General features: G+C 46.2%; 17 protein-coding genes. 9 read left to right on the top strand and 8 right to left on the bottom strand.

The window, feature by feature from the left end; genetic code table 11:
* Positions 1 to 129 precede the first annotated feature (129 nt).
* The 7 genes from O59_RS14885 (at position 130) to aqpZ (ending at position 7,371) form a co-directional block, all read left to right on the top strand.
* The gene (locus O59_RS14885) at positions 130 to 1,872 is read left to right on the top strand and encodes an ATP-dependent endonuclease (protein ID WP_007644174.1); all 1,743 of its coding nucleotides are present in this window, start codon (positions 130 to 132) and stop codon (positions 1,870 to 1,872) included.
* Entirely contained in the window at positions 1,869 to 3,596 is a 1,728-nt protein-coding gene (locus O59_RS14890) for a UvrD-helicase domain-containing protein (protein WP_007644175.1), read from the top strand. Before O59_RS14885 ends, O59_RS14890 begins: the two co-directional genes overlap by 4 nt.
* Positions 3,597 to 3,659: 63 nt before the next feature.
* Positions 3,660 to 4,469 carry a putative phage abortive infection protein gene (locus O59_RS14895; protein ID WP_007644176.1) on the top strand — a complete coding sequence of 270 codons (810 nt, stop codon included), beginning with the start codon at positions 3,660 to 3,662 and terminating at the stop codon, positions 4,467 to 4,469.
* Positions 4,470 to 4,609: 140 nt separating this feature from the next.
* Positions 4,610 to 4,813 (top strand): hypothetical protein, encoded by a 204-nt coding sequence (locus tag O59_RS14900; RefSeq protein ID WP_040392810.1) that lies wholly within the window; start codon positions 4,610 to 4,612, stop codon positions 4,811 to 4,813.
* A gap of 400 nt (positions 4,814 to 5,213) precedes the next feature.
* Positions 5,214 to 5,684, top strand: coding sequence for a hypothetical protein (locus O59_RS14905; protein WP_040392812.1), 471 nt, complete (start codon positions 5,214 to 5,216; stop codon positions 5,682 to 5,684).
* Between the two features lie 224 nt (positions 5,685 to 5,908).
* The gene (locus O59_RS14910) at positions 5,909 to 6,466 is read left to right on the top strand and encodes a hypothetical protein (protein ID WP_007644177.1); all 558 of its coding nucleotides are present in this window, start codon (positions 5,909 to 5,911) and stop codon (positions 6,464 to 6,466) included.
* Positions 6,467 to 6,678: 212 nt separating this feature from the next.
* On the top strand, positions 6,679 to 7,371 hold the full coding sequence (aqpZ, locus tag O59_RS14915; RefSeq protein WP_007644178.1) for an aquaporin Z: 693 nt from the start codon (positions 6,679 to 6,681) through the stop codon (positions 7,369 to 7,371).
* A 118-nt stretch (positions 7,372 to 7,489) separates the two neighbouring features.
* Here aqpZ and O59_RS22085 read toward each other — a convergent pair whose 3' ends face one another.
* From O59_RS22085 to O59_RS14935, 4 genes are all read right to left on the bottom strand, one after another.
* Positions 7,490 to 10,885 carry a cellulose-binding domain-containing protein gene (locus O59_RS22085; protein ID WP_232283094.1) on the bottom strand — a complete coding sequence of 1,132 codons (3,396 nt, stop codon included), beginning with the start codon at positions 10,883 to 10,885 and terminating at the stop codon, positions 7,490 to 7,492.
* Between the two features lie 521 nt (positions 10,886 to 11,406).
* Positions 11,407 to 12,390 carry an alpha-E domain-containing protein gene (locus O59_RS14925; RefSeq protein ID WP_007644182.1) on the bottom strand — a complete coding sequence of 328 codons (984 nt, stop codon included), beginning with the start codon at positions 12,388 to 12,390 and terminating at the stop codon, positions 11,407 to 11,409.
* A gap of 3 nt (positions 12,391 to 12,393) precedes the next feature.
* Positions 12,394 to 13,839, bottom strand: coding sequence for a circularly permuted type 2 ATP-grasp protein (locus O59_RS14930; protein WP_040393025.1), 1,446 nt, complete (start codon positions 13,837 to 13,839; stop codon positions 12,394 to 12,396).
* Between the two features lie 190 nt (positions 13,840 to 14,029).
* Positions 14,030 to 14,662, bottom strand: a complete 633-nt coding sequence (locus O59_RS14935; protein WP_007644185.1) for a 2OG-Fe(II) oxygenase — start codon at positions 14,660 to 14,662, stop codon at positions 14,030 to 14,032.
* Positions 14,663 to 14,811: 149 nt separating this feature from the next.
* On the opposite strand from O59_RS14935, the gene hemN reads away from it, so the two are divergent.
* Positions 14,812 to 16,215, top strand: coding sequence for an oxygen-independent coproporphyrinogen III oxidase (gene hemN / locus O59_RS14940; protein WP_040393026.1), 1,404 nt, complete (start codon positions 14,812 to 14,814; stop codon positions 16,213 to 16,215).
* A gap of 117 nt (positions 16,216 to 16,332) precedes the next feature.
* Here the strand turns inward: hemN and O59_RS14945 are convergent, their stop codons facing one another.
* From O59_RS14945 to O59_RS14955, 3 genes are all read right to left on the bottom strand, one after another.
* Positions 16,333 to 17,277 carry an ROK family protein gene (locus tag O59_RS14945; protein WP_007644190.1) on the bottom strand — a complete coding sequence of 315 codons (945 nt, stop codon included), beginning with the start codon at positions 17,275 to 17,277 and terminating at the stop codon, positions 16,333 to 16,335.
* A 239-nt stretch (positions 17,278 to 17,516) separates the two neighbouring features.
* Positions 17,517 to 18,485, bottom strand: coding sequence for a family 43 glycosylhydrolase (locus tag O59_RS14950; protein ID WP_007644192.1), 969 nt, complete (start codon positions 18,483 to 18,485; stop codon positions 17,517 to 17,519).
* Positions 18,486 to 18,546: 61 nt separating this feature from the next.
* Positions 18,547 to 19,764 (bottom strand): ROK family transcriptional regulator, encoded by a 1,218-nt coding sequence (locus O59_RS14955; RefSeq protein ID WP_007644194.1) that lies wholly within the window; start codon positions 19,762 to 19,764, stop codon positions 18,547 to 18,549.
* A 294-nt stretch (positions 19,765 to 20,058) separates the two neighbouring features.
* On the opposite strand from O59_RS14955, the gene O59_RS14960 reads away from it, so the two are divergent.
* Complete coding sequence (locus tag O59_RS14960) at positions 20,059 to 21,291, top strand: sugar MFS transporter (protein ID WP_007644196.1); 1,233 nt, start codon at positions 20,059 to 20,061, stop codon at positions 21,289 to 21,291.
* Here O59_RS14960 and O59_RS14965 read toward each other — a convergent pair.
* The gene (locus O59_RS14965; protein WP_007644201.1) at positions 21,288 to 22,148 is read right to left on the bottom strand and encodes a class I SAM-dependent methyltransferase; all 861 of its coding nucleotides are present in this window, start codon (positions 22,146 to 22,148) and stop codon (positions 21,288 to 21,290) included. The genes O59_RS14960 and O59_RS14965 overlap by 4 nt on opposite strands.
* Between the last annotated feature and the right edge of the window lie 20 nt (positions 22,149 to 22,168).

Genomic DNA, 22,168 nt, shown 5'->3' on the forward strand with positions numbered 1-22,168 from the left:
GCAGGTTTAAATGTCCGCGCTGTGCCGTTTGATGTATCTAGACCGACGCAGTTGTGCCCAAAGCGAACGTTGAGACAACTTAAATCGAAATAAAAAATTGATAAACACAATATTAAGGATCTAGGGCTAATGTATCTAGCGCAATTAAACATTTTTAATTTTAGAAAAATTTTTAAGGCAGAACTTCATTTTCAAAAAGGCCTCAACGTATTGGTTGGTGCAAACAATGTTGGAAAAACGGCTGTGATCGATGCGCTGCGAGCTTTGTTAGCAGGGCATGAAGAGCCATATCCTCGATTGGACACAGAAGACATCCATCGACCGCCAAGCGGTAAGTCTGTCGGTGATATAGTGTTTAATTATATTTTCAAAGATCTAAATGCAGATGAGGAAGCAGATTTTCTCGCAGCGCTGAAGCCGGGCTCTGCGGAAAAAATGGAGGCTCACATAACTATTCGCTATTCCGAAGCCGATAAAACGGGGCGTCTTCGAGCAAAACGTTGGTGTGGTGATTACGAAGAGGTCGGATTAACCGCTGACATGATGGAAAATTTAAGAGGGGTCTACCTACCCGCATTAAGGGATGCCGCTCAAAGTTTAAAACCAAGTCGAACAAGTCAATTGGCAAGGCTATTTCATTTGCTTGCAGATGACGCTGGACGTGATGGAATAAATCAAGCTCTTCAGTCGCTTGATGAAGAGCTTAAAAAACATCAGCCCATCGTAACAACACATGCTGCAATAAGTGGTCGGCATAATTCCATGCTTGGGCCTCAAATGGCTCAACTTTTAAATTTAGGATTGAGCGGGAGCGATTTTCAAAGATTGGCTGCACGCTTGTCTATCATGGTTGATGCTTTTGAAATCGAGCAAAATGGGTTGGGATTTAACAATTTAATCTTTATGGCTGTGGTACTGAGTGAATTAACTAAAAATCCAGAATCTAGTTACAGTGGACTAATCATTGAGGAGCCTGAGGCTCATCTACACCCGCAATTGCAGGCTGTATTACTTAGTTATTTAGAAACAATCCAATCCAAGGAAGGTGAAAGACCTGTTCAGCTGTTCGTAACAAGCCATTCCCCTAATTTCGCTAGCATTGCAAATCTGGATAGTTTGGCCTGCTTAGTAGACGCAGGTGGAAAAGTGGAAACCTTTTTTCCAAGAAACATAAAATTTGAAAAGAAGAAGCGTGAAAAGTTAGAGCGCTATCTTGATGTGACTCGTGCAGAGATTTTTTTTGCGAAACGAGTGATTTTTGTTGAGGGAGCGGCAGAGTTAATGTTGATTAGTGTTTTGGCTGAGAAAGCAGGAGTGAAGTTAAGAGAACATGGAGTAAGTTTGATCAGCGTTGAAGGATTGAATTTTGATTCGTTCATGCCTTTGTTTGGAGAAAAGGCATTAAAGATACCAGTAGCAATCATCACTGATGCTGACCCTATATCTCAACCAACTGATGGGAGTAAGCCTCAAGCTCTTTATCCGACTTTAACTGATGTTGTTACTGTTTCAGACAACACCGCAAAAATGAAAAAAAGTGAGGATGCAATCGTCAAAGTTTTTCACGGAGTAAAGACTCTTGAGTACGATCTCGCACTTCATGCTAATAACAGATTAGCTATGTTGGCAGCACTCAAGGAATTACACCCACAAATAGGAACAGACCTAGAAACAATTGTCGCAGCGGCGACGGATGATGCAGCAAAAGCAAAAGCACTATTTCGGGGAATGTTTGAGAGAGATCAGAAGAATGTTCAAAAAGGCCATTTTGGCCAAGCACTCGCTCAAATATTTTCGGACGGAGCTGATTGTACGGTACCAAACTATATTTTGAATGCCATTAAACATGCTTGCCAAATTGAGGCGAAATGATGAGCGAAAACTCTCAACAACAACAGGACATAATCGATGCGCCATTGACCTCGATGTCAATCATCGCTTGTGCGGGAAGCGGAAAAACGCACACTGCTGTGAGACGGCTTGCAGAGATGCGACGTCAATTGGGAGAGCATCGAGGTCGTGTTGCTTTACTATCTTTTTCAAATGTAGCGGTAGATACATTTACAAAAGGATATCGGGAATTATACGCAGGCACCTCTGTAAGCTCGGCAAGCAATAGGGTTGAAATAGATACTCTAGATAGTTTTATCATCCGAAATGTAATTCACCCTCACGCGCATCGCACGATGCAGTCGAATAAGGCGCCTTATCTCGTAACCGGGGGGGAGCAATTTCTAAATGGATTCACGTTTTGGAATGGAAAGTTTCCGGTGTGTATCAGCCATATGCACGTCGGAATAAGTAATAATATCGAAAACTTTTACTATTCTCAGAATGAAAAAATTGTTCAATTAGATCGTGACTATTCTTTAAAGCTCGTGCAGCGTTTGGGATGTACAGGTGCCTACACGCATAATCTTGGACGTTATTGGTGCTATAGAACTTTAAGAGATCAGCCTGGCGTCCTCCGAGCATTAGTAACGAGATATCCTTATATCCTAATTGATGAGGCTCAAGATATTGGGACAATGCACCAATCGATTATTGAGTTGCTGATGACTGCTGGAGTACGTGTCTCTCTTATTGGTGATCCGAATCAGGGAATTTACGAATTCGCGGGAGCTGATGGAAAATTTCTTTCCGAGTTCGGCAATCGACAAAATGTTGTTTACTATCCAATGACGCGAAATTATCGATCTGTGCCTTTAATTATGGATGTGGCCAACCGAATTTCTGCAAGAAATGATGAGGCTCATCGCAATGCACCGGATTCTCCACATGGCGCTTTTTATATTCCATATAAGACTGCTGATCGAGAGAAAATGATTGAAAGTTTCCGAACGGCTGTGATTGCTGCTGGATTAAGTATCGAAAATTCCGCTGTCTTATGTCGGGGGCGTGAACTAGCCGATAAGTTAGCGGGCAGAACGGCACCTGATGGGCAAGGTCTTATTAAAAGCTTTGCACTAGCATCTTTAAATCGAGACAAGCACCAAGATTACCTCGGGGCGTTTAAGTTAGTTACAAAATGTATTGTTGGATTGTTAGCTGAGCCTCCTTCTGATCTGGTTACGATGATCATCCAGCCAAATCGCTATCCAGAAATTAGGCAAATATCTCGCCTAATCTGGGGTTTTACACGTGATGCCAACATCGGTCTCCCATCTTCGAATTTACGAGCGGATAAAGAATGGCATCCACTACTGTTAGCCAGAGTCAAAGTCCTTTTGATTACTCTGGACCAAAAATACGGACTGAAATCTGCGGAAAACCTAGGAAATAAATTGTCAAAAAAGGGGCTTACTGATGCGCCCTTAATAGACCCTAATGATCTTGTTACTGGTCAAGGTGCTCGCCTGCGCGTAGACACTGTGCACCAAGTTAAAGGGGAAAGTCTTGATGGCGTTCTCTACATAACGACTAAAGAACACATAACTGCGCTATTGGCAGGTGTTAATTCAGAGTTAGGTCGCATTGGATACGTCGCGATTACCCGAGCTAGGAATTTGTTATGGGTAGGTGTACCAGAAAGTTCATTGAAAGAATTTAAGCCGGCCCTTGAAGCGCACGGCTTTCAATTAGTGGGTTCAACATAGCTAATTATCAAACAATAAAACCTCAGGTCAACTAAAAAACGCCAGTTCCATAAAGGAAAACTTATGACGCCTCGTGATTTCAAAATAATTGGTTTAGTAGTTTTGATATTTGGGATTTATCTAATTGTGCTGCTGTGGAATATTTGGCCTATTCAGGAAATTTCTATATCTAAATCTGGAGTTTTTGGTGATAGCTTTGGTGCACTTACCGCACTATTTTCGGGGCTTGCATTTGCGGGTCTACTTGTAACCATTTTTAATCAGAGAGAAGATCTGGGGTTAACAAAAGAGGAATTGCGTTTAACAAGAGAGGATATTAAAGCACAACATCTTGATACAACATTTTTTCATATGCTCAAACTTCAACAAGATATTGTTGCGGGAATTGATTTGCATCGATCAATTAATGGGAACGAAAGGGAAACAAAGGGGCGCGATTGTTTCAAGGTCTTTAGTCGAAGAATTAGGCGAGCTTACGAAAGATTAAAGCCTAATCATTCTACTGGCGAGCAACAAGTTATCGCGGACGCTTACAACCAAATTTGGTTAAAATCACAAAGTGATCTTGGGCACTACTTTCGTAGCTTATACAACTTATTTAAATACCTCTCGGAAAATAATTTTAGCGACAAAAAACAGTTTGGACGTATTGCTAGAGCGCAATTGTCAGATTATGAACTAGTTGTTCTCTTTTACAACTGTGTGAACACCAAAGGTAGTAGCTTCATTCGTTATGCTAAAGAATTTGAAATTTTCGATAATTTGGATATTGCTCTACTGATAAAAAAAGAGCATGTAAAGTTGCTACCTATTAAAGTCTATGGAGAAAATCAGCCAGCTCTTTCGATTCATGCTGGTGAAATACCTCAGTGATTTAATTAGACTTGTGCATTTATGCTTAACTTTTCCAGTTTCTGGAAGTGAAATATGTCCGCTCTTGGCCGAGAACAGAATTAACTTCGCAAAAGCATCAAGAAAGCTTGCATCCAGATTGAAAAGTAAATGGATAACCAATGAAAGCAACAATAGCCCTTCTTATTCTTTCATCATGCGCGACCCTGTGCCTAGCTGACAGCACAGGTAGTTATTACTACAGCCTTAAAAAATACCCAGAAATTACCAAGCTACTAAATGACAACGAAGAATATAGCGACTGCGGAACATTTGTGGATGTCGTGAGCGGGACGGATAAGATAATTAAGTTAGCTTCGATCTGAATTAACGCTTCCTTACCTTTTTCAGATTGAAATTGATAGTGTGAAATATTCATTGCATCAAGAATCTTCTCACTTTTCCGACAATACACTTTCTGTAAATTATGATGTGGCCTGCAAGGAGGGTGATGAGTACCTGCCTCTAGGAATCTGCGCGAGCTTTACCAGTTATACAATTAGCCTAAAATATAAGTTTCAAGATAAAGCGTTTGTTTTGATAGAAAAGTTGGTTTCACCAAATAACAACCCATAGCACTTAGCTCGGACAGTCATACTCAACCTATGGAATAGCCAACTTCCGCTCTTGGCCGAGAGCTCAAATAACGGAAAAGATTAGATTATGCGTGAAAATGTTACACTTTTAATCGGTGATCTTTAAATTTGGATAAAAGGAAAATTCATTATGAAAGCTCTATCTCTAGCAATTTTTATTCTTTCTGGAACAGCAGCCAATGCAATAGCATCACAATTGTATGCGACCTGTAGTGGCGATGACGTTGAAATTATTGTCTACAGTGAGGGCAAGGATTATGGGGCGTATGTAGTGATGGTCGGTGATAACAGTACGTTTCATCAAAGAGCCTGGGAGTACTCCCACAAAGAAAAAAGGAAGTTTGCTGTGGATTATAAAAATTACGTTTCGATTGACACTCATAAAAAAACGGGCGAGGTAGGGATTCAAGGAACGACTTCAAAGTTAAATTGTAAAATCGATGCCCATGCTGCTCCACCTTATAAAAGAGGAAATTGCTATTCGCTACCAGACTGGTTTGCGGGTGCAGAAGATGACGGTTTTCTCTGTCCTGCGGAAAACGCATGGGGCAATTCACAAGGTCTGGACAAATTCATGTGTTGTATGTTTCCACCCATATAATCTGGGTGGAAATATGAGTATTCACTTCTCTCCAATAGATTTATAGCTCTAACAAGAGCTGATGTGAATAACAGAAAAATTCAATATTTAAATTATTTTTCTTCCTCGCAATGAAATCCAATACCAACGTCCGTTATTAGCCGTTCTACAACCTTCGGCGGCTTGCTTCGCGAAGCCGCCCTACTACACTAACCTAATCTGTTATTAATTATTCAAGGAAAATAATGAAACGTTTTTTATCCATATTGTTATTAGGTTTAACTACCAACCTAAGCTATGCGCAGGATGATTTACCGATGGTTATGCAATTTAAATTTGCGCCTTGGGGTACGATCATTGCGGATGAAGATGAGTTTGAGTATTCGGATTATGAAAAATACGATATGGATTTTGAGCGGAGTTTGGGCGTAAAAATTATATTGCCGCGTATACCGGTCTATATTGCCGCGAACCAGAATGTGACGCAGCTGGAGCAAGAGATACCGGATGTAAAAGTGGAAACCTATTCCGTTGGTTTTGGTGGAATTAATTATGATCCCTACGCCTATGACTCCGGTTTGTATTTACTGGGCAGTGTGGGTGCGGGCATTGGTAAATTTAAATTCAAAAACCCTGATTTAAACGACTGGGAAGCGATGTTTGAAGCTAACGGCGAAGTGGGTTTGCGGATTCAGGAAAACCTGCTGCTCGGTGTGGGTGTGGACTACCAATTATTTGGTGAGCCCGGCGATACCAAAGCGCATTACTGGAATTTATATGTGAGTACGGGAATTACGTTTTGAATACAACAAAAACACAACTATAGTGGTATATGATCCGCAAAGGTGCTGTTCTATTGATGATGGCACTTGATTGACCGTTCGCGAAACTCTGTTTGAAATCAAAAGGATAGTTTGCGCCCTGCCGCCTCAGGGTTAAGAGGTATCAAACTGCGCTGGGACGACAAGCCGCAATAACTATCTATTTTTTAATAGACATCGTTAAGCAGGAGCACATGATGAAACAGTATGGCGCTGAGTTTTTTGGTACTTTTTGGTTGATCTTCGGTGGCTGTGGCAGTGCAGTGATTGCAGCAGCGTTCCCCGAGGTTGGTATAGGTTTACTGGGCGTGTCGCTCGCGTTTGGTTTAACCGTACTCACTATGGCATTTGCCATTGGCCACATTTCCGGTTGTCACTTGAACCCCGCCGTTTCAATTGGCCTTTGGGCAGGCGGCCGTTTTCCCGCAACACAATTACTCCCCTACATTATTGCGCAAGTGCTAGGCGGCATAGCTGCAGGAGGGGTTTTATACCTGATTGCCAGCGGTGCACCCGGTTTTGATGTTGCCAGTGGTTTTGCTTCCAATGGCTATGGCGATCACTCCCCCGGCGGTTACTCACTGCAATCTGCACTTATCGCCGAGGTAGTGCTCACTGCATTTTTCCTCATCATTATTTTAGGGGCGACGGATAAACGCGCACCGGCTGGTTTTGCTCCCATCGCAATTGGTTTGGCACTTACTTTGATTCATTTAATCAGCATTCCGGTCACCAACACTTCAGTAAACCCTGCACGCAGTACAGGTGTAGCAATTTATGTGGGGGATTGGGCAACTGCACAACTGTGGGTATTTTGGGTAGCACCGATTGTCGGCGCAATTCTAGGTGCGGTAATTTATCGCTTTATTGGCAGTGAAAAACAATGATGTACAAGTGAAGTACGCTTTATTATTTAGTAAGACGCATAACAAAAAAACCCGGCGTTTTAGTGCCGGGTTTTTTATTGCACCTTCGCTAACAGGTGCTCTATTTTACACTCGCGTTTTACTGCGGATTCAAACCCATAATTTGCAAGACTTTAACAAAGTTTGCTTTTCTATCGGCTAATCCATCCACTGCACCGCTAATCGGGCAAGTAGATTCAGGACAACCGCGGTTAACAATGCCGGAGATTGCATTGATAAACGCATCGCCTTTCAAGCCGCCATCCACATAGGCTTGCAATTGTGCATGGTAATTCCAGTTGTACGCAGGATCGTTGTAGCCTTGTACTTCATTCATCCAGAAGAACAAACCGGCAATCCACTTGATCTCACCGTGTTCTGTCGATGAACAAATCAATTGTGGATTTGAACAGAGATCCATATCGGCATACAAAGGTTCAGTCGGCGCTGGGGTTACTTCAATGCCATCCACCACTTGACCGGCATACGCGGGATCAACATGACTGCGGCCGAGGAAGTGATTCAACTTACCAAAGTTCAAGCGCCCCGTAGTTTGAATTACACCGCGCCCCCACCAGCCACAACCTTCAACACTTTTACCTGCACTGCCGTTCCAGACAAATTTACCGGCTTTTTGACCATCGTAAACTTTGCCGTCTTCACGCAGATAAGCCTGTGCTGATTTATCAACCGTGGTTACTGCCGGGAACCAAGCGCCGTAATCCCAGTAGCCAACACTGCCGTTAACCAACAAACCTTTTTTCTCTAACACTCTATCGGGTGCTGCAAACAAAGGCCCTGGTGCACCGTACCACTTGGCGTTGGTGTTTGCGGTGACTTCCATTTTGGGATTGCGCGGGCAGGAGTATGGGTTGTCGCGACCGGTAATTGGATCCTGGCCGTAGGATGCATAATCCTGTTGCAACTGACCACAAGACGCCGAGATTGGATAATTAACAGGATCGCCAGTGTTGATCGACCAGTTATTTTCATCACAGGCATCATACTGAATCGTTTCTTTCATACTTTGCGAAAGGAACGCTGCAATCGCCACTTTGGCGTACTTGATGTTGGTTGCGTCGTCTTTGGTTGGATCAAGCAACCAGTACTTGGTTGGACCCACACCAACGTTGTGCATGGCATTGAGCGCCATCAAGAAATCCGCCCATTTATAGATGCTGGATGGCTCCTTACCGTTGGATGGTGTTGTGTAAAGGAATGCCTGATTGTTCATCGCATTTTCAACGCTGAGCAAATCACTATTCAACTGCGGAATTGAGGTGATTGCACTCGCCGTTGTTAATTGGCCTGAACCATACAGAGGCATACCACCAGCGGCTTTGTTGGCTGCAATTTTATTTTTCAACCAACCGTTATCCGTTGCGCTGGTAGCGGTTGGAACAACAGCAGTACCTTGTTTGCTTCCCCAAAGAATCGCAAACACATTGCTAAATGCAGCACGACGCAAACCAGAAGTTCCCCAATCATAGTCAGGGGTTTGCTGTAACAGTGCATTAACATTGCTCGCACCGGCATACACAGAGGCATTGAGCGGAATATTTAATACTTCGCTGCGCACATTACTAATAGTGCGGCCAATACTTTTATCGCCCATAAAATAAGTACCAGCGGTACCCGAATCATTGGCTAAATTGTAGCTGCCAATTGATTCACTTACGCTCGCCAAGTGGCCGCCGGGAATTTGCCATAACATTGCAGGAATCGATAACGAATCGGTTACTTGACGCACATAGTTCAAATAATTTTCCCACTCTTTTGCGCCATAGGCATAAGCCGCACGCGCAGAGGGCGATAAGCCATCATCAGCGGATTTATCAAAGGCTAAAAAGTCAGGGCGATAATTATTCGTCGTATAAGCACCAATTGCATTTGCAAAGCTAGATACTGAAAATGCAGCGGCATCCCACACATCTTGCAAGCCATCAAAATCCGTGTGCACCCAGGTGTTATTGCCTGGGCTGGATACGCTAGCCACCCAACCGAAAGATACATCCGGGCTTAAACGTTTGATCAATAAGTTATGCGCCTGCACCCAACCGGTGATGTTGTTTTGCAATGCACTGTCCACTTCAGTTTTCAAACTATTCAGATTGTAAATAGCCGATAGTGATTGGCTGCCAAGCGCATAATTTGCTTCGTTAGTTAACGCATCCTTAACCGCTTGTTTAACATCAATTGCAACCCAATTGCCTGCACTGCCAAATGCAGTTTTAAAGCTGCCATTTTGATTAGTTTGCCACTGCGCCAACAAGCCAGCGTTCAGCACCAACGCACCGGGATTAGCCTGAGTTGAATCTTTATTGGCTTGCACAGTAGCGGCAATACGAATCAGATTTTGGAAATGTTTGACCAGATTGGCGTTATTTAAAATATCCTCTGCGCCAATACCGGTTGCGTCGGCAGTCGCCACACCAATCACCGGCAATACCGAACGCCCACTGACATTTTCAATGTTACGCGCTTGCAAAATGGTTTGTGTAGTAACGGCGGGCGTAATGACCTGACCGCGATCGCCGGTGCCATTGCCTTCGTTAGCGAAAATAGAATCCACACCTGACGCGGCCAAAGCATCGTTTGCTGCAGCGTTGTTATCGGTGAAAGAACCCATCGCCAAATCACTTGGCCAACCTTTCACTTTCAGGCTTACCGGATTCACACGCGTTGGATAATAACCACTAATCACGACACTCACACTACTGCTGCTCACCGATACAGAAGAAGAGGAAGCAATAATGACTGAACTGGATGAAGAGCTGGAGGATGAACTTTTTGAAGAACTACTGAGTGAAATTACACTCGCAGAGCTTGCACTGCTGCTGCTCACAGAAACCACACTGGATGAACTTGTACTGCTCACACCGCCGCTGCAGTTGCTGACAAATGTCCAGGAGCCATCGCTACCAGGAATACTTTGTGTCCACCAATTGGCGCGGTAGGCCTTGCCCTGGTATTGCATTTGATCGCCACCTGCCGCGTGGGATGGATTACCCGCCCAATCTTTTTGCGTCCAATTGGGGTAGATATTAATACCGGGGCAAGTGCCGCCCTGAGTGCTGGAATTTACGGAGGAAGCCACGCTTGAAGGCGCGACACTTGATACAGCAATACTTGATAAAGCAACACTAGATAGCGCAACACTGGAGGCAATACTCGAAGGCGCTGCACTGGACGGTGCGATGCTGGAAAGTGCGACACTGGATGCAATACTGCTGGAATTATTGTTTGCATCACACGCACCTAGATCCGTCCAGGCATTACTGGCCGCCCAACCCACACCCGGCTCATAGGGGCCACCAACACTGCACCAACCCGCTACGTCGCAGCGAAATGCTTTATTGATATTTTTAACCAGCGCACCCGCGCTATAAGTGCCCGGTGCATACTGAGGCAAGGGCGCGCAATTATAGGCATGGGCATTGGCCCCCACCCATAAGCCCGCCGATGACAAGAGCATCAGCATTGATTTTGTCTTCATTATTTTCCCCTCGATGGTTGATGATTTTTTTCAGGCAAAAGGGTGCCCGCTCCTGTGCAGGAGATTTTTAAACAAACACACAAACGCAAAAGACACACACACGAACCGCAGTGACACCAATTGAAAAAAGCAGGCCCTGCATAACAGAAAGGGGGCTACAACAAATACTGCAGCGGGCGTAATGAACTGGTTATTTCAGGCAAAACAAAACACCTTCGAGTTGAGCAACTCAAATTCACAATTCATTCGCAGACTATTCAGCGATTAACCCGTAATTCGTCAGATTTTTATTATTCCGTTGTTATTGCCCAACAGGTGCAATAACTTTTTCCAACAAACCTAGACAACCAACTACAGAACAACACCCGAACGGGATGCCGGTAGCGTTTAACTTACGCCTCATGGACAACGTTGTCAACATCTGTCAAAAAAAAGACCCCGCAGGGTCTTGTCCTAGTCGGACTATACGCAATACTTAAAAACATAAAAAATACTGGATAACTCCTGCAATTAAAATTTCATCACGCAGATTTTTGCTCTTGTGATTGCGACTGCGCAACCACCACCGGCAGGAACCAGGTTTCGGCGATACTGAAATGCAAATTGCCAATGGCTAATTGCAGTTCGTCGATGTATTCGTGCAAACCGGATTGCAGTAGCTCGTCCAAATCAGCTTCATCCAATTTGTGTTGAATACTCACAATAGAGGCCAACACTTTTTCACTATTGGGCAGCGCCCACAAACACTGTTCCAATTGTTTTAGGCAGTGGGCTACGGCGCGGGGGAAATCCTCGTTTTGCAATAAAAATTTAACCACTGCGTTGGCGTTCACCCGGTCGCGCACTTGCTGGCGATACATTTGATAAGCGCTGAGTGAACGCAATACACTCATCCATAAAATATTGTCGTAAGGCTCCAGGACTTCGGTGCCGCCAATGGATAAGTGCGGCAATAAATTCACCAAGCCGGCATCCACAATGCGCGTGGTCATATCGGCGCGCTCAAGGTTGCGGCCAATGCGAATTAAATCGTAGGCATTGTTGTGACTCATGCAGCCAGAGAGCAAACCCGTAAATTGCTGCACACTGCTGATTACATGCAGCAGAATTGTGCTGCGATCACGACGCGAAGTGACTTTGTCAGCACGCTCGCGAATGTAGTGATACAAATCATTAATTAACTCCCAGGCTTCCATGGGCATTGTTTCGCGCGTGATACGTGCATTCTCGCGGGCAAAGCTGAGGGAATTAATTAATGAGGCGGGATTTTTTTTGTCCGCCAAAATAAAATTCACCACCGTTTTTTCATCGGCAAGCTGGGTATCGCCGCGTTCAAAATAGCTGCCAGTACCGCTGATATCAATTAATGACCCCCAGCCCACGCGCACACCAGAGGGTAAATCCAATAATAAATTCGAGTTAACATTGACCAGCCGCGCAATATTTTCACTGCGCTCCATGTAACGACCCAACCAATAAATACGTTCCGCAACACGAGACAACATGGTTTAGTCCTCCACCACAATCCAGGTATCTTTACTACCGCCACCTTGCGATGAATTCACCACATAGGAACCTTTGCGCATCGCCACTCGGGTTAAACCGCCCGGCGTTACATGATGCTCGCGCCCCTGCAAGACAAAGGGGCGCAAATCAATATGGCGCGCCTCGGCATTGCCATTGGTAAGAATCGGTGCAGTTGATAATGAAATTAAGGGTTGCGCCATGTAGTTGCGCGGGTTGGCTTTAATACGTTCGGCAAATTCAGCGAGTTCTTTTTTGCTCGCTTGCGGGCCGATAATCATGCCGTAGCCGCCCGATTCGTTCGCGGGTTTCACGACTAATTTATCGAGGTTGGTGAGCACATAATCGCACTGCTTTTTATCCACACACAAATAGCTGGGCACGTTCGGCAGAATGGGCTCCTCGCCTAAATAATATTTGATCATGTCCGGTACAAAGGTGTAGATGACTTTGTCATCCGCCACACCGGCGCCGGGCGCATTGGCAAGTGCAACATTACCTTTTAACCAAGCGCGCATTAACCCACGCACGCCGAGCACTGAATCCGGGTTGAACATTTCCGGATCCAAAAATAAATCGTCGATGCGGCGATAAATAACATCCACGCGTTTTAAACCATCGATGCTGCGCATATAAACGCAGTCATCGCTATCTACAACTAAATCACTGCCTTCCACCAATTCCACACCCATTTGTTGGGCGAGATAAGAATGTTCAAAATAAGCGGAGTTATAAATACCGGGCGTAAGCACCACAATTTCCGGGCGCTCGGATTGACGCGGTGAAAGCGATGCAAGTGTGTCAAATAATTGATTGGGATATTCGGTAACCGGCACAATATTGTGATTTTCAAACAGCTCCGGAAATACTCGTTTGGTCACCTTGCGGTTTTCCAGCATGTAGGACACGCCGGAAGGGACACGCAAGTTATCTTCCAGCACAAAAAATTCACCTTTGTCGTCGCGAATTAAATCGCTGCCGCAAATATGCGACCACACGCCATAGGCGGGTTTCATGCCGATACATTCTTTGCGGAAATTGACCGAATCTTCAAAGAGGTAAGCGGGCACAACACGATCTTTAATAATTTTTTGATCGTTGTAGATGTCATTAATAAATAAATTTAACGCGGTTAAACGCTGGATTAATCCGCGTTCGGTTTTTTGCCATTCACGTTGCGGAATAATGCGCGGAATAATATCAAAGGGCCATTCGCGGTCGATGTTGCCAGCATCGCTGTAAACGGTAAATGAAATGCCCATGGTTTTAATAGCGAGTTCGGCCGACAACTTTCGCTCTTGTAATTCTGCACCACTGAGCGAGGCGAGATACTGGGCGAGGTGACGGGTTTCCGGACGGGCTTGGCCGGGCGCGCGAATCAGTTCATCATAGAAATGGCCAGAGTGATAATTCTGCCAATCTATTTTCATTTCACTCATAGTGACTTCCTTTAACATCGCGGCCTCGCTCTCTAGAGTATGCGCTTTTAGCATTGTTATAGCGCCCGCCGAAGTCTCCTCCCTGATGTCCGTTTCTCCCGTCCCCGGAGAATTTCAGCAGGCTACATCCAACCGTTGCAATAAAGCTGCCAACGCATACGCAATTTGGGTCAAGCGGGCATCACAGGGGTTTAATCCGAAACCAACCCGCAATACTCTGGCGCCGGGCGGTGGCCGGCAGCACTTCATGCGGAAAATCTTCACTCAAGAACAACACCAGCCTGCCATATTCTGGTGCAAGGCGCAGCAATTCATTCTCACCCGCCTCATCATAGAGCACCAATTCACCGCCCTGGGTTTTATCCCACTCAGGATTCAAATACAGCACGCTGGACAACTTGCGTCCGGGTTTACCGCGAAATGCATCGCGGTGCTTTTGGTAAAACGCACCCGGCTCATAAACCGCATAGTGGCTTTCGTAATCAAACAAACCGAGAAACAAACGCTGGTTCATGGCTTCACGCAGTTTATCCATCCAGCATAAAAATTCAGTGACAGCGGGAACACCTGGCTCCAACCATTGGATTGCGTCGCCACGAATGGTGTTATTGCGCTGGTAATCACCCTGCCGCCCTACACCGGCGGGGTTTAACGCCGTGTCTTGCTGCTGCAAATTCAGCAATAAGCCATTACATAAATCGTCCGGCAGCGGGTTTTGCAACACTATATAACCCGACCTGGCCAAGGCATCGGCGATCTCGTCGTAGAGCAAATCGAGGTCGGTAGCGTAAACAGTATCGAGAGAATTGGTCATGGGTAAATCGTCAATAAAAAGAAATGGCGCGCACGCCAGTAAAAATCGGCGCAATTATTCAGATAGCCCGCATTATAGGCTTGATCCACATCAAGTCACTGCACAGCGCAAGTTTTTACCATGGGCGAAACTCTTCGGGAAAATTGCCAATGTCACTCTTTATTCAACCGCTGGATTGGGATAAACAACTGCTGCAGCGTTACGATCTGGCCGGGCCGCGCTACACCTCCTACCCTACTGCACCGCAATTCCAAGAAGCCTTCAGCGAAACGTCGCTGCGCAATGCCATCGGCCGTAGCAATAAAGCTGGCCGCCCGCTCTCGCTGTATTTTCACATCCCCTTCTGCGATAGCCTCTGTTACTACTGCGGCTGCAACAAAATTGTGACTAACAATAAAAGCCGCGCCCTGCCCTATTTGCAGCGCATGATTCAAGAACTTGCGCTCTATGCGGATTTATTTAACACGGACAAAACCGTTAAACAATTACACTGGGGGGGCGGCACACCGACTTTTATCAGCGATGACGAAATGTCGCTATTGATGCACGCCACGCGCCGGTTATTTACCTTGGCCGATGACGATAGCGGAGAATTTTCGGTGGAAATTCACCCCGGTTGGGTGAGCACAAAAACCATGGGGCATTTGCGTGAGCTGGGTTTTAATCGCGTTAGCATGGGTGTGCAGGATTTTGATGAGCGCGTACAAAATGCCGTTAATCGCTACAACACCGTGGGACAAGTGAGTGAACTCACCCAGGCATTGCGCGCACAGCAATATAAATCCATCAGCATGGATTTAATTTACGGTTTGCCGCTACAAACCATTAACAGTTTGCGCGATACCTTAAATAAGGTGATCGACATGAACCCGGATCGCTTATCGCTATTTAACTACGCGCACATGCCGCATCTGTTTAAAAGCCAGCAATTAATTAACGAGCAGGATTTACCCTCCGCCAGCGCCAAACTGGAAATGCTACAGTTCGCGATTCAAACGTTGGAAGCAGCAGGCTATCGCTACATAGGCATGGATCATTTCGCCAAACCCGATGACGAATTGGCGCGCGCGCAAGACGCTGGAAAACTGCAACGCAATTTTCAAGGCTACTCCACCCACGGCGATTGCGATTTATTGGCGGTAGGCGTTTCCTCTATCAGCATGATCGACAATGTCTACGTGCAAAACGCCAAGGAATTAAATGCTTACCAACAAAAAATGGACATGGGTTTATTGCCCATCAATAAAGGTTTCACCCTGAACGATGAAGACCTGCTGCGCCGCTTTGTGATTAATCGCCTCATTTGTCACTGCAAATTGGACTTTGCCGAATTACAGGAGGTGTTTGATATAGAAGCTGCCCATTATTTTGCAAACGAGCTCGCGCAATTAAAACCTATGCAAGAAGATGGGTTGCTCAATATCGATGCGAAAGGCATTAGCGTACACAATAAAGGACGTTTATTAATTCGTCGGGTGTGTATGGTGTTTGATGAATATCTGCAAAAAGCCAAACAGGATTCAGCACAGATTCGCTATTCTAAAATTATTTAGAAATATCTCTCTAGCCCAAATAAAAAAGCCCGATGCGATTACCGCATCGGGCACAAAAGGCAGACGAATCTGCCACGACAAGCTAGACGAGCAAAAAAACAAACAAGAACTAAAAAACTAAAACGAGTGCGGCACTTGTGCAGTGCCTAACTCCATTAACGCCAAATCAATCGCCCCCACAATTCCCGCTTTACCATCAAGGCCAGTAGGCACTATGTATTGATCCACCCGCGTTAAAATCGATTCCGGCGCGTAGCCATTAATTAATTCCAGAAACTTACTACGCACCAGCGGAAAGAGTAATTTTTTATCCATCACCCCACCGCCTAAAATAATTTTTTGCGGTGCAAAACACTGGGTTAAGTTTACGCACATAGCCGCCAGATAATGGGCTTCATAGTCCCAGGCAGCGTGGTCGTCGGGCAGGTCTTTGCCGTTAATACCCCAGCGTTTGTTAATAGCTGTGCCAGATGCCAAACCTTCCAGACAGCCTTTATGAAACGGGCAGCAACCCTGGTAGTCATCCTGCAGCGAAGCGCGCGGCATCAGCATGTGCCCCACTTCCGGATGGGTGACGCCCTGCAACAATTTGCCATTCACTACTATGCCGGCACCTATACCGGTGCCAACAGTGACATAAATAAAATGGCTGCAATCACGTGCAGCACCAGCGACCAACTCACCCCACGCCGCACCATTAACATCGGTTTCAAAAGCAACGGGCACATTAAAGGCTGTGCGGAAATAACCGCAAATATCGGTATTTGACCAACCGGCTTTGGGTGTTTTGGTGATAAAACCATAATTAGGCGCACCGCGATCCAATTCTACCGGGCCAAAACTGGCAATGCCCATCGCCGCCAGTGAAGTATCGCGCGAGCGCACAGCATCACTAAAAAAATTGCGCGCTAGAGCAAGTGTTTCTGCCGGGGTTGTGGTGGGAAATGCCGCTTGCGCCAGCACCTTGCCCTGCATATCCGCCACGGCACAATTAAATTTGGTGCCACCCGCTTCAATGGCACCCAGTAAACGCTTATCGATTTGGGGAGACTCAAGCTGCATACATATCTCTTAAACGGCTAGTGCCACTTACTTTATTGTTGAATACCACTAAGGGCTACCAATGCGATTAATTAAATCACTGTGATTTAGTATTGGCAAGAGGTGCAGCATTTATTTTTTGATTAACCAGAATTAAACGGGGTATCTACCCCATCAAACACAAATGCCCAGCCGCCGATGTGGATTCGGCGATTGGGCATTTAATTGGACAGAAATTTAAACGAGGAATGAAGCGGGCATTAATCCAGCAGCGACAAACTACCATCATCTGCAACGACAACTTTGATTGGGTCGATGATATTACCCGCAAATTGTCCCTGCGCATCGTTGCCCATAAAGGCCAGCAAATACCAGGCTTGATCCGGGCCTTTAATCAAACGACCAGAGTAGAGGCCGTCTTGTTTGGGGCCGGTCAAAAAGCCATTACCCATGCATTCGTAAGGCCCCATCATGGAGTCGGCGACAAAATATTTCACGCCAGTTTGCGGTTCACAACCAGGTTCGGCTTTGTGTTTTGCGGAGTGGAAACGTGTGGATACCGAACAGAATAAATAATAGCGGTCGCCAATTTTTTCGATCTGCGGCACTTCCATTTCACCAAACCAACCCGGTGCCAGAAAGGCATCGCCCACTGCCCAGTCGAGCAAGTTGGTGGAAGAAGCATAGCCAATCGCACCGCGACCATCCGGCTCACCGCGATTAACACGGCAAGTAACCAGCATATGGTACAAATCCGTTTGTGGATCTTTCATCACCCAGGGATCGCGCCAGGAGGCATCGTGCCAATAATCCAAATTCAAACCGTCGTACCAACGCTCATCCAGCTCCACCACCGGATTGCTGTCGTGTTTGGTCCAATGAATTAAATCGGGGGATTTAGCCAAACATACACGCTGCACCAACCCTTTTTCTGCGCGCTTGGTGCCGGTGTAATACATGTACCACTCAGCGCCGACGTTAATAACGCAGCCAGTCCAGGTGGTAAAAGAATCGGGCGCATTATCATCGCCTTGGGTGGGTGCGATGGCATCTGGCAGCAGTGTCCAGTCGCGCAAATTTTTAGAAACCGCATGGCCGACCGACACATTCCAGTGGCGCAAATCCGGATTTTGCAGCGCCTTATCGGCCTGCAAATAAAACATGTGGTAATCCTCGCCATCCACGGCGAACCAGAAATCCCATACCCATTTATCAGTCAGCTGCAACACGAATATAACCCTCAAACAAACTTGAAAAAAATCAGGTTGCACTACTGAACAGGGCTAAATATCAGCGCTGATCGTTACTGCCCTGATTGGTCAGCATCACCGTAGTATCCGGTGAAAAATTGGCATAAAACGGCAATATCGCACCGCCAATCGCGCGCGCATCAACACCGATAATGCCGCAGAAAATATCCGGCAAAAACACACCGGGTGGCGTGAGTTCAGCCAGGGTGGTGCGCAAACGCTCCACCAATTGCAACACAATCACGCGGGGCAAATTGCCATCCAGCACTATGGCTTCAAAATCCAGCACCCCCGTTGCAGAAAAAATCGCAAAGGTCAGTGCCTGGGCGCAATCTTCTATCCACTCGTCAACCGCCACTTGCGCCTGCGGCAATATGCGCGGTAATTCCGAAATATTGTTGATCGCAAAACCGCGTGCTTTGAGATGACGGCGCAATACATAAATAGAGGCGCGATTAGCCAACACTTCAAACGGCCCTTTCACCGGCGGGCAGGAATCCAGAGTGGAGGGCGACACCGGCATAGAGGCCAAAGCCCCGGAGTTGCCATGCACACCACTTTCCAAATTGCCTTGCAATACCACCCCGCCACCAACAAAGGTGCCGATAAAAATGTACAAAAAGTTTTTAACCTGATTGCCCAAACCAAATTGCAACTCGGCGATGGCGGCGGCGGAGCAATCGTTTTCGATAAAAATCGGCAGGCTGATACGCTTGGCCAGCTCCTGATCAAACTTGAGTGAATTCCAGCGCGCGGCCAGTTCATCGCTCATATTTAATTCCTGCTGCCAACCACCCATAAACCAGGGCATGGCCAAGCCAACCCCCACCAAACGCGGGCGTTCGCTGGGGTCTAACAAGCCCTGTAAATGCGTTATCGCCAGCTCTACTTTTTCCAGCAGAAAGTCTGGGTTAGGCAGGCTAAATTCATGTGCGACTTTATTTATCACATTGCCGCCAAAATCCATCAACAATATTTGGATGTCATTGCGACCCACATTCACCCCAATGGAAAAAGCCCCCTTGGGATCAATACTGTACATGGTGGAAGGTTGGCCGAGACCGCGCTGTAACTTGCCCCGTTGTGCCACCAGCCCCGCCGCTTCCAGGTCGTCGATAATACGTGTGACCGCTTGTGGGGTAAGGTTGGAGAGCCGCGCCAGTTCAAACTTGGAAGCCATGCCCAGGCTACGCAATGAACTGATCAACACCCGTTCGTTATAACGGCGCAAACCACTCGAATTACTACCCTTACTCATAGCGACCCCTATTACCTTTAGAGAATATAAAAACTATTTTTTATCATGTAATCGAGTTGACTTAATTAAACCACTGTGAATAAATAAGTCAACTACTTTTCCAATCATACGCTTTTGGGTGCCAGACTCAAATGCTGTACTAGCATTAATAAACCGAGATTAATAAAACGGGATAAATGCAACTGGAATTGATACACAGGGATCAATCAGACCGGAATCAAGACATACCTGATTTGCTCGCAACCAGAGCCTAATAATTCACAATAAATTATCTATTTTGCACAGGGCTGCCCCATGACATCTGCACACCAAGAACACAATCTGGTTCTTATCCGCTGGCTCACGTTTTTAATGTTCACCATGTTTGCCATGACCACCGATGCGGTGGGTGTGATCATTCCCGAAATCATCAAGGAATTTAACCTCAACCTCACCCAGGCCAGTGCGTTTCACTACGCGCCGATGATTGCCATCGCCTTTAGCGGTATCGCCTTTGGGTTTTTAGCGGATCGCATCGGGCGCAAGTACACGATTTTGATCGGCTTGGCGCTGTTTGCCATTTCCTGTTTTTTATTTGCGCTCGGCAGTTACTTTGAGTTTTTTGTCGGGCTGCTATTAATCTCCGGCTGTGCGATTGGCATTTTTAAAACCGGTGCACTCGCACTGATTGGCGACATTTCTACTTCCAGCCGCGAACACACACGCACCATGAATACGGTGGAAGGCTTTTTTGGTGTCGGTGCCATTATCGGTCCAGCGATTGTCGCCTATTTACTAGCAGCAAAAGTCTCGTGGATTTATTTATATATTTTTGCCGGATTTGTGTGCTTGCTGCTGATTGTCATCGCATCACGGGTAAATTATCCCAAGCATAAACCCGCCAGTGCACAGGATAAAATTGATGTTAAACGCACGATAAAAATGATTGGCAACCCCTATGCCGCCGGCTTTTCGGGAGCAATTGCCCTGTATGTTGCCACCGAAGTTGCAATTTATGTGTGGATGCCAACTTTCCTCAAAGACTATTCCGGCAACGCCCTGTGGTTTGCTACCTATGCGCTGACAATATTTTTTGTGCTGCGCGCGGGCGGACGCTTTCTGGGCGCCTGGATTCTGACTAAATTCAACTGGACATCGGTAATGGCACTGTTTAGCAGCTGCATTTTTTTATGCTTTCTAGGCAGCATGGTGGGCGGTGTGAACTATGCGGTTTTTCTATTGCCGCTTTCGGGTTTATTTATGTCGATGATTTACCCAACGCTTAATTCAAAAGGCATCAGCTGTTTCAATAAAAGTGAACACGGCACAGTCGCCGGTGTGATTTTATTTTTCACCGCCGTGGCTGCAGCACTTGGCCCACTATTAATGGGTGCCGTGGGAGATTTATTTGGCCACGTGAAATACGGCTTTTATTTGGCAACCGGTTTTGCGGGTTTATTATGTATTGCCATGATTTATAACTGGCTCAAAAATCCTGCGGAAAAACATTTATCACAATTGGAAATTAGCCAGTACGGTGGCCACTAAATATCACCCGTATTATTGAGTCGCTCCGGTAATTTTTTTAACGTATAAATATCGTAGCGACTCGATTTTCCTTCCAGCTGATAAGACGGCGCTTGATTATTTAATAAGGGCGCCTTGCGCGGCCGCTTCACCACCACGCGATAATTGGCGTGTGCCAGCGCCAGTGGCAACAGTGCATCGGCATCTTCATCTTTACCCACCAGCGAATGAAACGCGGCCATGTCTTTTTTAACATCGGCCGTTTTGTGACGCTCGGGAAACATAGGGTCCAAATAAATTACATCCGGAAAATTGTCTGCCGTTAGCGATTGCAAATAATTATGGCTATCTTGTTGCGCCAAGCGCATCCGTTGTAACACCGCAAACAATTCCGGATCTTGCAGCGCATAATCGCGCGCGCGCTGCAAACCATCGTTTAATAAACAGTGCACGATGGGCGAACGTTCAATCATGGTCACGGCACTACCAAGTGTAGCCAATACAAAGCTGTCTTTCCCTAAACCCGCCGTTGCGTCCAACACTCGTGGGTAAACACCGGCTTTAATGCCTACTGCCTTGGCAATCATCTGCCCCTTGCCGCCACCAAATTTACGCCGATGATCCACTGAGCCTTCCGTAAATTCCGCGCGAATCGGCCCCGGTGCTTTACGCCCGGTTTGCTGCAACTCAATTGCATGAGGTGCAATCACCAACACAAAATCCACATCACTAATTGTTTCAGTATCCCGCTCGCGCAATAAGGGCAAAGACCACTGCATCGCCAAGGTCTCGGCGTAGGGCATGGATTCAGGGTGATTACACAACAGGGCAATAGGATTGGACATAGCAGCAAAAACAACGTGAAAAAGATGCGGCATTATCGACTCACAGCGAAACC

Origin of the sequence: Cellvibrio sp. BR (assembly GCF_000263355.1) — a bacterium.
Classification (GTDB): Bacteria; Pseudomonadota; Gammaproteobacteria; order Pseudomonadales; family Cellvibrionaceae; genus Cellvibrio.

Coding starts and splice junctions, on each gene's coding strand:
- O59_RS14885 (WP_007644174.1), top strand. CDS start 130: ATGTATCTAGCGCAATTAAACATTTTTAATTTTAGAAAAATTTTTAAG.
- O59_RS14890 (WP_007644175.1), top strand. CDS start 1,869: ATGATGAGCGAAAACTCTCAACAACAACAGGACATAATCGATGCGCCA.
- O59_RS14895 (WP_007644176.1), top strand. CDS start 3,660: ATGACGCCTCGTGATTTCAAAATAATTGGTTTAGTAGTTTTGATATTT.
- O59_RS14900 (WP_040392810.1), top strand. CDS start 4,610: ATGAAAGCAACAATAGCCCTTCTTATTCTTTCATCATGCGCGACCCTG.
- O59_RS14905 (WP_040392812.1), top strand. CDS start 5,214: ATGAAAGCTCTATCTCTAGCAATTTTTATTCTTTCTGGAACAGCAGCC.
- O59_RS14910 (WP_007644177.1), top strand. CDS start 5,909: ATGAAACGTTTTTTATCCATATTGTTATTAGGTTTAACTACCAACCTA.
- aqpZ (WP_007644178.1), top strand. CDS start 6,679: ATGATGAAACAGTATGGCGCTGAGTTTTTTGGTACTTTTTGGTTGATC.
- O59_RS22085 (WP_232283094.1), bottom strand. CDS start 10,885: ATGAAGACAAAATCAATGCTGATGCTCTTGTCATCGGCGGGCTTATGG.
- O59_RS14925 (WP_007644182.1), bottom strand. CDS start 12,390: ATGTTGTCTCGTGTTGCGGAACGTATTTATTGGTTGGGTCGTTACATG.
- O59_RS14930 (WP_040393025.1), bottom strand. CDS start 13,839: ATGAAAATAGATTGGCAGAATTATCACTCTGGCCATTTCTATGATGAA.
- O59_RS14935 (WP_007644185.1), bottom strand. CDS start 14,662: ATGACCAATTCTCTCGATACTGTTTACGCTACCGACCTCGATTTGCTC.
- hemN (WP_040393026.1), top strand. CDS start 14,812: ATGTCACTCTTTATTCAACCGCTGGATTGGGATAAACAACTGCTGCAG.
- O59_RS14945 (WP_007644190.1), bottom strand. CDS start 17,277: ATGCAGCTTGAGTCTCCCCAAATCGATAAGCGTTTACTGGGTGCCATT.
- O59_RS14955 (WP_007644194.1), bottom strand. CDS start 19,764: ATGAGTAAGGGTAGTAATTCGAGTGGTTTGCGCCGTTATAACGAACGG.
- O59_RS14960 (WP_007644196.1), top strand. CDS start 20,059: ATGACATCTGCACACCAAGAACACAATCTGGTTCTTATCCGCTGGCTC.
- O59_RS14965 (WP_007644201.1), bottom strand. CDS start 22,148: ATGCCGCATCTTTTTCACGTTGTTTTTGCTGCTATGTCCAATCCTATT.